Consider the following 13159-nt stretch of genomic DNA (forward strand, 5'->3'; position numbering starts at 1 on the left):
AGCGAGACAGCTACACTCTTTTCTTTTGCTGCCGTCTTGCTTCGTATAGCATAATCCCCGCAGCCACTGCGGCATTCAGAGATTCTGCCTTCCCGTAGAGAGGAATATGGACATAGTCTGTCGCCCGCTCCCGTACATGGGGGGAAACTCCTCTCCCTTCGTTACCGATCACGATTGCCACATGCCCGGCATACAGCGGGGCATCATACGGTTGACTGGCTTCTTCCAGGGAGGTGACCAGCAGGTTTCCCCCTGCCTGGGCGATCTCATCCATCAGCGGAACCAGATCCTCAACAAATACAGCCAACCGAAACAGAGCACCCATCGTCGCACGAACCACTTTTCCGTTGTAGAGATCAACGCTCCCCCGACCGACGACAACCGCATCGACGCCGGCCGCTTCAGCCGTTCGCAGGATGGTGCCTAGATTCCCGGGGTCTTGTATCTCATCGAGCAGCAATAGCAACCTGTCATGATTCCTCTGCCCGTTCCACCACATCTTCCAGTCGAGCTGCCGCTTGCCCACCTCAGCGAGGATTCCCTGCGGTGATTTGGTTTCCGACAACTTATGGAAGATGGATGAGGAGACAGGCAGCAAGGCAACGTCCGGTCGGCCCGCCAGCATCGATGCAATCTCCTCGGGAATCCCGCGCTCGGCATCATAGACAACAGTAGTGACCTCTGCCTCAGACTTGAGGGCCTCCTCCACCAGGTGTACCCCTTCGACCAGATACCGACCGGACTCCGTGCGGCCCTTTCGACTAAGCAGGCTGGCCAGCCGTTTGATCTGCTGATTGTGGGGAGAATGAATCACGTCCAAAGTCATCTGTTACGCCTTCTCCTCAAACTCTTTTAAATCGCGATTGTGACCGATCACAACCAGGACATCGTTATGCTGAATCACATCATCCGGACGCGGCGAAATGTTAAACTGCTCTCCGCTTTTAATCGCGATGACGTTGACTCCGTAGCGAGCACGCACGTCCAACTGGCGCAAATCCTTGCCAACCATTGTCGGGGCGACTACTACCTCGGCAACACTGTAATCTTCAGCCAACTCGATGAAATCAAGAACGTTGGCGGAAATCAGATTATGGGCGACACGAACCCCCATGTCACGCTCCGGAAAGACGACACGATCGGCCCCCACTTTGTACAACACCTGTCCGTGCCGCTCGTTCTGCGCTTTTGCTACGATCTTTTTGACACCCATCTCCTTGAGGATCAGCGTCGTCAGGATGCTCGCCTGGATATCCGCACCGATCGAGACGACGACAACGTCGAAGTTGCGGATGCCGATCTCTTTCAGCGCCCGCTCATCCGTAGAATCAGCAGCAACGGCATGTGTCACATACTGAATGTTTTCATTAATCTTCTCTTCGTCCTCATCAATCCCCATCACTTCATAATCCATCTCGTACAGCGTGCGGGCGACACTGGAACCAAACCGCCCCATCCCGATGATTGCAAACTGTTTGGACATTTGTCTCTACTCCTTTTCTATCCACCGTCGATACCGTTGAACTTTACAAGGCATTATACCACACAGAACGAACCGCAACAAAAGCGTATCAGTTGCCCGGCTCAGAGAAATACTATTTCAAGTGAAGCGCACTATTTAAGAAAGGAGCAACTCGCGTGAACATCAACCAGCTCAACTTGCGTCAAGCGATCATGTATAAAATGCAGGGTTCTGACTCATCTGCCGTAAAAGATACAATCAACGATGCCGTAACGACCGGCCAGGAAAAAACACTACCGGGATTAGGCGTCCTGTTTGAGGTGTTGTGGAAAAACAGCGATCCTAGCAAGCAGCAGGAAATGGCAGACGAGATCGCCAACCACCTGCCCAAACAGGTAGGCACGCCCGTGTAAGCAGGCAGGTACGCCTGTGTACGCAACCATGAGTCTGCTTAGCAGATGGACACAATATAATGTCACAGCGGCACACTCGGTGCCGCTGTTTTATTGCATCTCCATCCCAAACCGGCGAATCCGAATATCGTACGTCACTTTGATCGGAAGATCGGGAAAAGATGTTTCCCAATCATGACGGCTCCAGTAGTCCTGATGATGCCCCTTGACCCACAAGCCCAGTTTGAGGACATCACTGCGATACTCCTTTTGCAGCTTGACCAAGAGTTCTGCGGCCCGCTTCTCCATCTCTCTCTTAATGATTTCCTGCAGCTTGTTTACCCCTTGTTCCCCTTTTATCTGAGGTCCTTTCGTATTTTCAATCACATCCCCTTGTACAGTGCAGGTATAGTGAGCATGGTGCGATCCGCCCGTATGCTTCATCTCGAGATGCGTATCCACGAAATGAGGACGAAATGTGAGGTAATCCCCCTCGTTCCCAGGCAGAGGAACCACCACGTCCCCTCCTTGCATCTGATCCCGCAGCTGCAGCAGCACCCAAGTTTGTTCATCCTCAAGCGTGCCGACCATCTTATGATTACGAAACACAGCGACACCTCTCCAGCCAACATCTTCCTCCGTAGCTTCCACATAGTTCATGATCGGCTGCAACGCTTGATTGGACGTCTGGCTGTAGAAATCGCCAAGGGTCTGATCGGGAATCATGCCCGATCTCGCCCCGTTCTCAATCAGGTCCATGATAAACACCACTGGGATTTGAGACAGCTTGGGATTGGCCATAAGCAGTGTTCTCGCTTCACCTTTTACGATAACCGGCCAGAGCAGCCGGCGTATCGTCGGATCACGCCGGTAGGCGTCAAAGGCTGCTTTCATGCCTGCTCTGGCTACGTCCTCACTGATCGCTAAAACCCGGGTGTGTCCGACAAAGATCTGCTGATTCAGGCGTTTCTGCAGGTTGTTCATCGCATCCTGAACGGTTTTGCCCGTGGTGGTTACTATTTTGACGGCATCGCCGCTGCTCCCTCCCCCTCGTCCGCCGCTGCCGGCAATTTTAATGGGGATCGGGATCTGCACACTGATTCGATATCGGTCTTCTTTCCCTTTTATATGGTCAATTCCGATGGCGAGGACTGAGATCCGCTCTTCCAGTTCACGCCGATCCCAGCAGCCGGTCGTCACGACGGTCACTATGATCAGCAGCAATAACCACCTGCTTCTTCTCCTAGTCAACACTCTCACCCCGCACTGCTTTCCGGTGTCGCTTTCGCAAATACGAAACAATGATATAAAGCAGCGGATAGACTAGATTCACAACCAGACCGAGATAGCCAAGGTAACTGCTATAGCGAAACAGTTCATCGAGATTCTGTGGGAAAAGGGCGACAGCGAACAGCGGAATCAACAGGAAAACAGACATGATCCGCTGAAATGCCATGCCCCTGCCAAGCAGCTGCCGCAGACCATAGATGAAAGCGTAGTAAACATTCCCGACGGTTGTAAAGACGGCTGCCACCCAAACCGCCAAAAAGGCTGACTCGATCCGCTCCAAAACAAGCCCTGGAACCTGTGTGGTTTTGACCAACTCCAGTGTCGGCCAGGTTAGCAACTGTAATTCGTTAGGACCAAATACAGCAATGCCGGCCAACACGATCAAGGTGTAGACCAAGATCGCCATGGTGATCCCGACCACGCTGGCCGTCCTCCTCGATGTCCCTTGCTGGGCAAACGCAAAATAGATGAACATCACTTCAAATCCTTCAAATGAAATGGTTGATTCCATTAAACCGTCCACCAGCTTGTCCCAGGAGGAGATCTGAACCGGCAGCAGATTGTTCCAATCTGCTTTCTGGAAAGAAGCGATGGCTAGTAACAAAATGGGCAGGATAATCAGCGGAAAAAGCAGTTCATTGACCCGGGCGACCACCTCAGGTTCATACTGACACAGAGCCACCACCAACAAAAACATGGTGATAATGGTCGCTTCCAGAGGTGTTTGCAGCAGCACCGCCGTGACCACCACTTCACCAAAGATACGTGCTGTAAAGGCGGTGACGGTAAATAAATAGAGCAGAAAGCTGACGACAAAAGGGAGGCTTAGCAACACGCCCACTTTTACCGACTTGGTCGTTCCCCACACTAACGGACTGTATCGCACAATCGTACGTCCCGGATAGAGACGGCTAAGCTGGGCGATCAGCCAGCAGGCGGCGATGCTGATCAGTCCGCCGATAAACGGTGCCAACCATCCTGATTGCTCCAACGCAGTTGATGTGGCTCGCGGCAAGGTGAGTACTCCGACTCCGATCAGCGTACTGGTGACCAGCGTCGTCAACTGCCAGGTGGAGAAAGTGCCAAATAACTGATCGTTTCCTCTGCTCACGGCCCTTCTCTCCTTTCCATCCGCACCTCATCCAGCGGGTTAAACAGCGATGGCCGCCTCCGCATCCTAGACAACGGCAGACGGACGAGTAAATCCCGCATGTCGCGGATTTTGATCGGGCTTAACGGCGACATGTACGGAACACCAAACGATTTGATGGAGGAGAGATGGATGACGATCAAGATCAGGAACAGCATGATCCCGTACAGTCCAAATATGCCAGCCATAATCATCATCGGAAAGCGCAGCATGCGGATCGAGATAGCGGCACTATAGCTGGGAGTCGCAAAAGAGCCAATCGTCGTCAGCGCCACAATGATCACCATGATCGGGCTGGCCAGACCTGCCGTAACCGCCGCCTCACCGACGACCAGTGCTCCGACAATCCCAATCGTAGGCCCAATCGGTCCAGGCAGTCGAACACTTGCCTCGCGCAAGATCTCAATCGTGATCTCCATGATGAAGGCTTCCACAATCGATGGAAACGGCACGGTTGAACGACCAGCTGCCATCGCGATCACCAGCTTCGAGGGGATCATCTCCGGATGAAACGAGCTAAAGGCAATGTACAAAGACGGTAAAAACAGCGCGATCATCATGCTGGTAAATCGAATCACCCGAATGAAAATACTGATGTAGAAGCGTTCGTAGTAGTCTTCCGGACTCTGATAAAACTGGGAGAAGACAGCAGGTGCAACCAACACAAACGGTGTCCCTTCCACGAGAATGGCCACTTTTCCCTCCAGCAGGTTGGCCACTACCTTGTCTGGCCGTTCGGTGTTTTGGATCTGGGGAAACGGCGACCAAGTGCGGTCTTCAATAAACTGTTCGATATAGCCGCTTTCCAGAACGCCGTCCACCCTGATCTTTTGGATACGCTGGATCACCTCATCGACGATCCCCGGATCTGCCAGACCGTCCAGATACATCACGTTGACCGCAGTCTGTGTCCGCTCACCTACCACCAACCGACGTAATCGCAGATTCGGGTCTCTCAGTCGAAACCGAATCAGTGCCGCATTAACGGTGAGGGTCTCGGTAAAACCGTCCCGCGGCCCACGTACCACCGCCTCTACGCGCGGCTCCTCCACGCCGCGCCGATCCCAGCCAGGTGTGCTGGCGATGTAAGCCTCCCTTTTTCCCTCGATCAACAGAATGGCATTCCCCGAGAGGATGCTTCGAATTACATGGCGCAGGTCGGCTCCCCGCTCTATCTCGTGGATGGCCGGTTCTTCGCTTTCGTGTATCGATGTCGTCAGGTACTTGACAATAAACTCGCTAATATCCTCTTTTTTGGCCATGCCACTGAGATGGAGCACAGCTGCAGATTTCCCGCTCTCCTTTAGTCGGATCAGCCGGATCGCGAGGTCGTCGGTGGAACCGAGGATTTGACTGATCATCTGGATGTTCTCCTTCAGATCGGTTGTGAGAGGACGGGCGGGAACCGACTGCATGGTTTGATGAAAGTGATCTTCATGCACCTTCTGCCGTTTTTTGTTTTTCATCTGTCTCCACTGCTCTCGTATACTCATCGGCAGCCTCCTTCCCGACAGCTCGCAGGTAGATATTAGTGTGCCCAAAAAGTGTGTGCCGATGTTAGGATTTCCCCTTTTCGCATGAAATAAGAAAAACCGCCAGAAAAAATCTGACGGTCCTACGTGTAGGGTGGACATATAGGAATTGTTCGGCTTACATCGGCCACTCGCTACAGCTTACCACGCCAAACGGAAGAACAGCAGCAGATGAAGCACGATCAGCAACGGTACACCAAGCACAAACCACGAATGCCTCGTTTTATGACGGAAGGTAACCATACCCACTCCCGTCCCCATCGCCCCGCCGAGAGCGGCCAGCATGAGCAGACTGCTCTCGGGAATCCGCAGCCGATGCTGGCGTGCCGATCGCTTGTCAGCTGCCATCAACCCAAAAGAGTAGAGATTGATCAATAGCCAGCCAGCAAACAGGAACAGCAGCCGTTCGCTGTACCAACCATAGATCATCGCGAGCCAGCCGCAAGCTAATATTCCATTTCTCATCTTTCGATGGGCTGCAAGCTTCTGCTGCTGCTTCACGACGTTACTCCCTCTCCGGTTTGTAAGAGCGGTTGGCCAAGACCAGACGGCGGATTCCCAATCCCGCGATGATCAGCAAGATCAGCAGCCCCAGTCCGTAATATCCATACCTGCGGGACATCTCTATGATCGTATCCATGTGCTGACCAAACAGAAAGCCAACCATGTAAAAGAAAAAAGTCCAAACTAGTCCGGTTGTATAGGAAAACAACGCATACCGTCGAAAGTTCATTCCCCCGATGGCTACGACATAGGGAACGATGTGTCTCACCACCGGAAAGAGATAGCAGAGACAGAGGGCGTATGCCCCGTACTTTTCAATCAATGCGGTGGAACGGACAATATAACGTTCCATCTTTTTCTTTCGCGACAGCCAACGGAGGATCGGCTTTCCGAACCACTTGCCCAACAGATATCCGATCGTCAATCCGGAGACAACTCCCATGTAATCAACCACAAATGCGTAAACGGGATCCAGATAACCAAGGGAAGCGACTAATCCGCCGGTAGCCACGACCAGTTCATCAGGAATCGGCAGTCCGACGATGCCTAGCCACAGCAAAAAAAACAAAGCAAAATAGCCGTATTGCTCAATAAAAGTAAGCAGTGTCTCAAAGTTGATTTCCATCACGGGATTCTCCTAACCGTCAGACGGACAAGTACTGAGGCCCTGTTTGAAGCTCTTGCACTCCATCGCCGTCCTTATTCTCTCCACTCCTTTGGTATGCGTCTACATATGCAGGGCGTGTGCCCGGCACTCATTGATTTCGACCGGGCATTTACCTAGTATAAATACGCATCAACCGCTCAAAAGGTTTCCCGCTGCTTATCCAATCATGATTTTCCCCTGTGGATAGCGGAAATACTCTTTCTGCTTCCGCTGAGCCAGCGCAAAGGCGATGGTCAGCGGACCGACCCGTCCGGCAAACATCGTCAAGATCAACATCATCCGGCCATAAGGAGTCAATTCCGGGGTAAGACCCATCGACAGACCCACTGTAGAGGAGGCCGAGACTGCCTCGAACAGAATTTTAATGAACTCTATCTTTCCCTCGGTAATCGTCAGCACCATCGTAGTGACAGCGATAAGGAACAAGCTGCTGACGATAACAGTGAGCGACTTGGCAATCATGTGCGGCATGATTCGCTGCCGGAAAAAGACGATATCTTCTCTTCCTTTGATCTGCGACCAAACAGCACCCATCAGCGTGGCAAACGTCGTTGTCTTGATACCGCCGCCGGTTGAGCCTGGAGACGCGCCGATAAACATCAAAAACATGATGAAGAATAAGGTTGAATGATGCATTTGCGTGATGTCCAGTGTATTGGAGCCGGCTGTGCGCGGTGTGATCGACTGGTACAGCGAAGCGAGAAACTTCCCGAACATCGAGAGCGGCTGCAACGTCTTTGGATTGCTGAATTCCAGCAAAAAGATCACCACGGTGCCTAGCGCAATCAAACTGCCTGTTGTCGCCAGCACCACCTTGGTGTGCATGGACAAACGATGGCGGTAGCGGTAATCGTACAGTTCGGCCATCACCATAAATCCGAGCCCACCGAGCACAATCAAGGCATACAGCACGATATTCATCATAGGATCGGTTACATAGCCGGTAAAACTCCTAAACTCCCCCATCAGGTCAAATCCGGCATTGTTAAAGTTGGAGATCGCGTGAAAGATGCCGTAATACAAGGCTTGAGCAACTGGCATGTCATATGCAAAACGGGCTGCCAGCAGCAGACCGCCGACCACTTCACAGATCGCCGTAAAGATCAGCAGCAGTTGGACCAATCGCACAATTCCTTCCATCGAGACCTGGTTGAGCGACTGCTGCAGAAGCAGGCGTTCCTTCAACGAGATTCGCTTCCCTAAAAACAAGGCGTAAAGCGTTGCAAATGTCATAAACCCGAGGCCGCCTATCTGGATCAAGGTGAGGATCACCAGTTCGCCAAACAGACTAAACGTGGTGCCCGTATCGACCACCACCAGACCGGTTACACAAGTGGCTGAAGTGGCAGTGAAAAAAGCGTCCAGCCAATCCATGCCAAGACCATCCTCCGTCGCCATCGGCAAGCGAAGCAGCGATGCTCCGATCACGATGATCAAGGCAAAACCGGCGACAAGCACTTGTGGAGGGTTAAAGCGAAAGCGCTGTTTCATCTGATTTCGTTTCATTCTGTACCCCTGTATCTTTTTTTAACATAACCCCATGGTAAACAAAAAGAGACGGTCGTACAAGATTCTCTTCCTTACCTCAAAAAATGGAAGGAAAAACTACACTTTTGTTTAATTTCTTTTTATAGTCAAAAAATTTTATATAATCCAAAAGGGGGAATCCTAGCTCATGAAAAAACCGATCTTTCTCACATTGACCGCAGTCGCATTGGTTGTCGGATCCACCTCGGCGCCATTTGTTCCGCTGAGCAATCAAGCGGTGGCAGTAGCTGCAGAGCAGCAGCTGCCAGTGTACGAAAATCGCGCCGAAATCCCTGCAGAGTACAAGTGGAAGTTGGAGCATATCTATGCCAACCAAGAGGTTTGGGAAGCCGATGTGAAGAAGGCGGAGCAATTGGCCAACGATTTCGTCAAGCATCAGGGCAAACTGGGTGAATCGGCGGCCAATCTGCTGAAAGCACTGGAGGACTACAGTGCCCTCAACCGTCTGCATGACAAACTATACGTCTACGCTAATATGGGACTGGATGCCAATATGTCCAATCCACAACTTCAGGAACTGGCCAATCGCGCTGAGAACCTGAGTACATTGGTCCGCGAAAAGACGTCTTGGCTGGTCCCCGAGATCGTCGAGATTGCAGATGACAAGATAAACCACTATCTGTCTGATGAGAAGCTGACTGCTTACAAAGGCTTCTTGGAAGATGTGCTGCGGGCCAAACCGCACAGCCTGTCAGTCGAGATGGAACAACTGCTGGCGAAAGCAACGCCTGTCGCGGGCGCGGCGGAAAACATCTACGGCATGCTGTCCAAGGACGTCACCTTCCCGACGATCAAAGATGAAGATGGGAAAGACGTACAACTGACCCGGGCGAACTTCATCTCCTACATGGACAGCAAAGACCGCAATGTGCGCAAAGCCGCATTTGAAGCATACTACCGTACCCTGGCCAAGTTCCGGGACACGTTTGCACAGACACTCGCGTCAGAAGTAAAAGCAAACAACTTTTATGCGACGACGAGAAAATACGACTCTGCACTAGAAGCCAGTCTGCATCCCAACAACGTGCCGCCCGAGGTATACGATCAGTTGATCGAGACAGTCAACGCCCATTTGCCGCTGCTGCACCGTTATATGGAGCTGAAGAAACAAATGCTCGGCGTGGACGAACTGCACATGTACGACATCTACACCCCGATTGCACCGGCCGATGACCGATACATTCCTTATGAGGAAGCGAAGCAGATTGTACTGGATGGTCTAAAGCCGCTTGGCGACGAGTATGTGAAAACGTTGGCAGAGGGCTTCAACGGCGGATGGGTAGACGTCTACTCCACGGATGACAAGCGACCCGGCGCGTATCAATGGGGAGCATACGACACTCATCCCTATGTCCTGCTCAACTATCAAGGTACGATGGACGACGTATTCACCGTAGCACACGAAATGGGCCACGCGATGCAGACCTTCTACACCAATGAAGCGCAGCCGTATATCTCCTCCAACTATCCGACCTTTACAGCGGAAGTGGCCTCCACGATGAATGAAACATTGCTGTTCAAGAGCTTGTACGCCAACGCAAAGACCAAACAGGAAAAAATGTACCTGTTGAATCAGTATCTGGAGAACTTCCGGGGCACGTTGTTCCGTCAGACGCAGTTCGCTGAATTCGAAAAGGTGATCCACGAGAGGGAAGCGGCAGGGGAAACACTGAACGCCGAAACACTGAAGCAGATCTATCTGGACATCAACAAAAAATACTACGGGCCTGCCATGATTTCTGACGAAGAGATTGCGATGGAATGGGCACGCATCCCCCATTTCTACTACAACTTCTACGTCTACCAGTACTCCACCAGTTTCGCCGCCTCTGTCGCTCTCGCCCAGCAGGTGCTGGACGAAGGAGAACCAGCGGTGAACCGCATCCGGGACCACTTCCTGGCAGCGGGCAACTCCGCTCCACCGATCGAGGTGCTGAAAGCTGCGGGTGTCGACATGTCCACCGCCGAACCGATCCAGCAGGCGATGGATGTATTTGAAGAGACGCTGGATGAATTGGAGCGATTGATCAACGAGGAATAAACCGGCGTTAGCACAAGAAGCCCCCGCTGTCAGTCGCGTAAACGGCTTGCTTCACACGACGGCAGAGGGGGCTTTCCCATCCGGGACTGGTTAGTTTGTGACGGGCAGCGGCCTTCCTACGATCTCATAAGCGTTGGAAACCGCCGATCGATAGGGGTAGTAGACAACCAGAGCAAATGTCCCGGGATTAAACTCCCCATGCTCCAACCAGCGCCGGATATCAAACGACACACTTGTTACAACGGTATGTTTGAAGTACTCCTTTTCCGAAGCAAGGTCTTGCATAAAGCCGCCCGGCAGCAAACCGTCCTGCTCCTGCTGCTGTAGTTGTCGATACACCTCCTGCATCTCCCGCTTCTCCATGGGGTCCGGCCACCACAGTTTTCGCGGTCGATGCTTTTGATTGTAGAGATAATCGAACTTCATCAAACTGAGCACATGTTCAAGTCCTTCTCTGCTTCGTTCCTGCAAAAACTGATAAAGCCGGACAAACAAATCTTCCAGTTGGTGGCCAAGTCTGCCCCATCCTTGCTCTTCCCAGTAATCGCCGAACTCCTGAAAAAAGTCGTACGGTGTCTCAAAATGCCGCCCCAAGATCCACTCCAGTGTCCGGTCCACCCGATGGGCATTCCAGTACTTCTCCAACACGTCCTCTACTCGCTTGATCCGCAGGATCTCCGTATAGGAGAGGATATCGTTGCCCAAGATTTCGTACGGCGCTTCCTCCATGTAGATGTATCCGTGATTGGCGGCCCGTGCACGAACTCCCGTACCACGCAGCATCTTTAGGAATCCTAACTGCAGTTCTTCCGGCCGGAGTGCAAAGACATCGTTGAACGTCTTGCGAAACGAGGCATAATCCTCCTCGGGAAGACCGGCGATCAGATCGAGATGCTGGGCAATCTTCCCCGACTCTTTGATCCGCTTAACCGTATAGCTCAACTTTTCAAAGTTCTGGATTCGCTGTACCAGACGATTGGTCTCATCATTGGTCGACTGCACGCCAATCTCAAAGCGGAAGATTCCCGGCGGCGCGTTGTCCGCAAGAAAGTCGACGACATCAGGCTTCAAGATATCGGCTGTGATCTCAAACTGGAACACGGTACCGTTATGGTTGTCAATCAGAAACTGAAAGATTTCCATGGCGTACTTCTTGTGGATATTAAAGGTGCGATCGACGAACTTGATCGTTTTCACACCCTCACGCTCAATCAGCCGCTGCAAGTCCCGCTTCACCCGCTCCATAGAGAAGTAACGCACACCATCCTCGATAGACGAGAGACAGTACTGACACTTAAACGGGCAGCCGCGAGATGCTTCAAAATAGACGACCCGGTTATCCAGTTCCTCGAGATGCTCCTCGTAAGGAGATGGGATCTGATTCAGGTCTTTCAACTGCTCACGCGGCATGGTGTAACGGACTCGTCCCTCATGGCGATAGGCAATCCCGTTTACCGTCTGTAGATCGGTTTGCGTTCCACGCAGCCTAGCTTCCTGATACGCTTCACATAGTTCGCGGAATGTCTCTTCCCCTTCCCCGATCACAATCACATCGATCGCCGGGTGTGATTTCAACCAGTAGTCGGCATCGTAGGTTACTTCCGGACCGCCAAGTACGATCGGCACTTCCGGCAGCACTTTTTTCAGGTTTGAAATCACATCGAGGGTTTCTCGTATGTTCCAGATATAACAGGAAAACGCGACGAGGTCAGGGCTTCGCTTGAAAATATCACCCACGATGTTCATCGTCACGTCATTTATCGTATACTCCACCAGTTCAACGTCGGGAAACGACGGTTTGACGTAGCTGCGCAGATAGCGCAGCGCCAACGAAGAGTGAATGTATTTGGCATTTAGTGTGGTCAGGACGATTTTCAACAGTTCATCCCTCCTTTGCATCGCATCCGCAGAAAGGACTTCCGCCCCCAGCGCCGATACGGACAGCGGGTCGGGTGCGTCCAGCATTTCATTATACCAAACCATGCGGAAGCTAAGCAAACAGACGCTGGTACCGCAGCTTATTTCCGTAGTTCCCGCACCACGTGGCCCAGCTCTGGTACAATCAACCTCCCCATCGCCAGTCGAACCGCTCCGGACGATCCCGGTGTAGAAAAAACCGCCTTGCCCCGATACGTCCCCGCCAGCGCCCGGCTCAGAATCGCTGCAGAGCCGATATCCTCGGTATAACTTAGAAACCGAAACAATTCTCCAAAACCCGGCATCTCTTTTTCCAACAGTTCGCTTACTGCCTCGTAGGTGGTGTCGCGCGCCGCGATACCTGTTCCGCCATTGAGCAGAATCACGTCAACATCCTGATGGCAGGCCCCGGTATTGATCGCGTCCACAATCTCCGTCCGTTCATCCTTGACAATCCGGTACAGCACGATCTGGTGGCCTGCATCTTCCAGATACTGCTTCATCACCTGTCCGCTCTTATCCGTCTCTGTGGTGCGTGTGTCGGAGACGGTAATAATCATGCAGCCAATCCGTTTTGGCGCTTCTGCCTTATGCTCCTCTGTACTCATCTTCTTCCTCCTTCCTAACAACAAGGGAAATGTTCCATTTTTTCTCCT

At 52.2% G+C, this 13159-nt stretch carries 12 protein-coding genes; 2 read left to right on the top strand and 10 right to left on the bottom strand.

Annotated elements, in window-relative coordinates; translation table 11 throughout:
- Nucleotides 1-10: 10 nt before the first annotated feature.
- Together LOK74_RS14025 and LOK74_RS14030 are read right to left on the bottom strand one after the other, a co-directional pair.
- Entirely contained in the window at nt 11-826 is an 816-nt protein-coding gene (locus tag LOK74_RS14025; protein WP_230042653.1) for a TrmH family RNA methyltransferase, read from the bottom strand.
- Between the two features lie 3 nt (nt 827-829).
- Nucleotides 830-1483, bottom strand: coding sequence for a potassium channel family protein (locus tag LOK74_RS14030; RefSeq protein ID WP_230042654.1), 654 nt, complete (start codon nt 1481-1483; stop codon nt 830-832).
- Between the two features lie 155 nt (nt 1484-1638).
- On the opposite strand from LOK74_RS14030, the gene sspI reads away from it, so the two are divergent.
- On the top strand, nt 1639-1875 hold the full coding sequence (sspI, locus tag LOK74_RS14035) for a small acid-soluble spore protein SspI (protein ID WP_230042655.1): 237 nt from the start codon (nt 1639-1641) through the stop codon (nt 1873-1875).
- A gap of 90 nt (nt 1876-1965) precedes the next feature.
- Here sspI and LOK74_RS14040 read toward each other — a convergent pair whose 3' ends face one another.
- The 6 genes from LOK74_RS14040 to LOK74_RS14065 form a co-directional block, all read right to left on the bottom strand.
- Nucleotides 1966-3078, bottom strand: coding sequence for a Ger(x)C family spore germination protein (locus tag LOK74_RS14040; RefSeq protein ID WP_230042656.1), 1113 nt, complete (start codon nt 3076-3078; stop codon nt 1966-1968).
- A gap of 19 nt (nt 3079-3097) precedes the next feature.
- Nucleotides 3098-4255 carry a GerAB/ArcD/ProY family transporter gene (locus LOK74_RS14045; protein WP_230042657.1) on the bottom strand — a complete coding sequence of 386 codons (1158 nt, stop codon included), beginning with the start codon at nt 4253-4255 and terminating at the stop codon, nt 3098-3100.
- Nucleotides 4252-5787: a spore germination protein gene (locus tag LOK74_RS14050; protein ID WP_230042658.1), complete on the bottom strand. Its 1536-nt coding sequence runs from the start codon at nt 5785-5787 to the stop codon at nt 4252-4254. The genes LOK74_RS14045 and LOK74_RS14050 overlap by 4 nt, the downstream gene beginning before the upstream one ends.
- Nucleotides 5788-5967: 180 nt before the next feature.
- Entirely contained in the window at nt 5968-6327 is a 360-nt protein-coding gene (locus LOK74_RS14055; RefSeq protein ID WP_230042659.1) for a DUF1294 domain-containing protein, read from the bottom strand.
- Nucleotides 6328-6331: 4 nt separating this feature from the next.
- The gene (locus tag LOK74_RS14060; protein ID WP_230042660.1) at nt 6332-6955 is read right to left on the bottom strand and encodes a DedA family protein; all 624 of its coding nucleotides are present in this window, start codon (nt 6953-6955) and stop codon (nt 6332-6334) included.
- Between the two features lie 198 nt (nt 6956-7153).
- Entirely contained in the window at nt 7154-8503 is a 1350-nt protein-coding gene (locus tag LOK74_RS14065; RefSeq protein WP_230042661.1) for a TrkH family potassium uptake protein, read from the bottom strand.
- 169 nt (nt 8504-8672) lie between these two features.
- Here LOK74_RS14065 and pepF point away from each other — a divergent pair, with 169 nt between their 5' ends.
- Nucleotides 8673-10586, top strand: a complete 1914-nt coding sequence (gene pepF / locus LOK74_RS14070) for an oligoendopeptidase F (RefSeq protein ID WP_230042662.1) — start codon at nt 8673-8675, stop codon at nt 10584-10586.
- 90 nt (nt 10587-10676) lie between these two features.
- Here pepF and LOK74_RS14075 read toward each other — a convergent pair whose 3' ends face one another.
- Nucleotides 10677-12464, bottom strand: a complete 1788-nt coding sequence (locus LOK74_RS14075; protein ID WP_230042663.1) for a B12-binding domain-containing radical SAM protein — start codon at nt 12462-12464, stop codon at nt 10677-10679.
- A 140-nt stretch (nt 12465-12604) separates the two neighbouring features.
- A complete protein-coding gene (locus LOK74_RS14080) occupies nt 12605-13111 on the bottom strand; it encodes a MogA/MoaB family molybdenum cofactor biosynthesis protein (RefSeq protein ID WP_230042664.1) in 507 nt (168 codons plus the stop codon).
- Between the last annotated feature and the right edge of the window lie 48 nt (nt 13112-13159).

It is taken from the genome of Brevibacillus humidisoli (assembly GCF_020923435.1).
Lineage (GTDB): Bacteria > Bacillota > Bacilli > Brevibacillales > Brevibacillaceae > Brevibacillus_E > Brevibacillus_E humidisoli.

Excerpts from the sequence above, each read along its gene's own strand:
- LOK74_RS14030 (WP_230042654.1), bottom strand. The coding sequence starts at position 1,483 with ATGTCCAAACAGTTTGCAATCATCGGGATGGGGCGGTTTGGTTCCAGT.
- LOK74_RS14025 (WP_230042653.1), bottom strand. The coding sequence starts at position 826 with ATGACTTTGGACGTGATTCATTCTCCCCACAATCAGCAGATCAAACGG.
- LOK74_RS14065 (WP_230042661.1), bottom strand. The coding sequence starts at position 8,503 with ATGAAACGAAATCAGATGAAACAGCGCTTTCGCTTTAACCCTCCACAA.
- LOK74_RS14060 (WP_230042660.1), bottom strand. The coding sequence starts at position 6,955 with ATGGAAATCAACTTTGAGACACTGCTTACTTTTATTGAGCAATACGGC.
- pepF (WP_230042662.1), top strand. The coding sequence starts at position 8,673 with ATGAAAAAACCGATCTTTCTCACATTGACCGCAGTCGCATTGGTTGTC.
- LOK74_RS14080 (WP_230042664.1), bottom strand. The coding sequence starts at position 13,111 with ATGAGTACAGAGGAGCATAAGGCAGAAGCGCCAAAACGGATTGGCTGC.
- LOK74_RS14050 (WP_230042658.1), bottom strand. The coding sequence starts at position 5,787 with ATGAGTATACGAGAGCAGTGGAGACAGATGAAAAACAAAAAACGGCAG.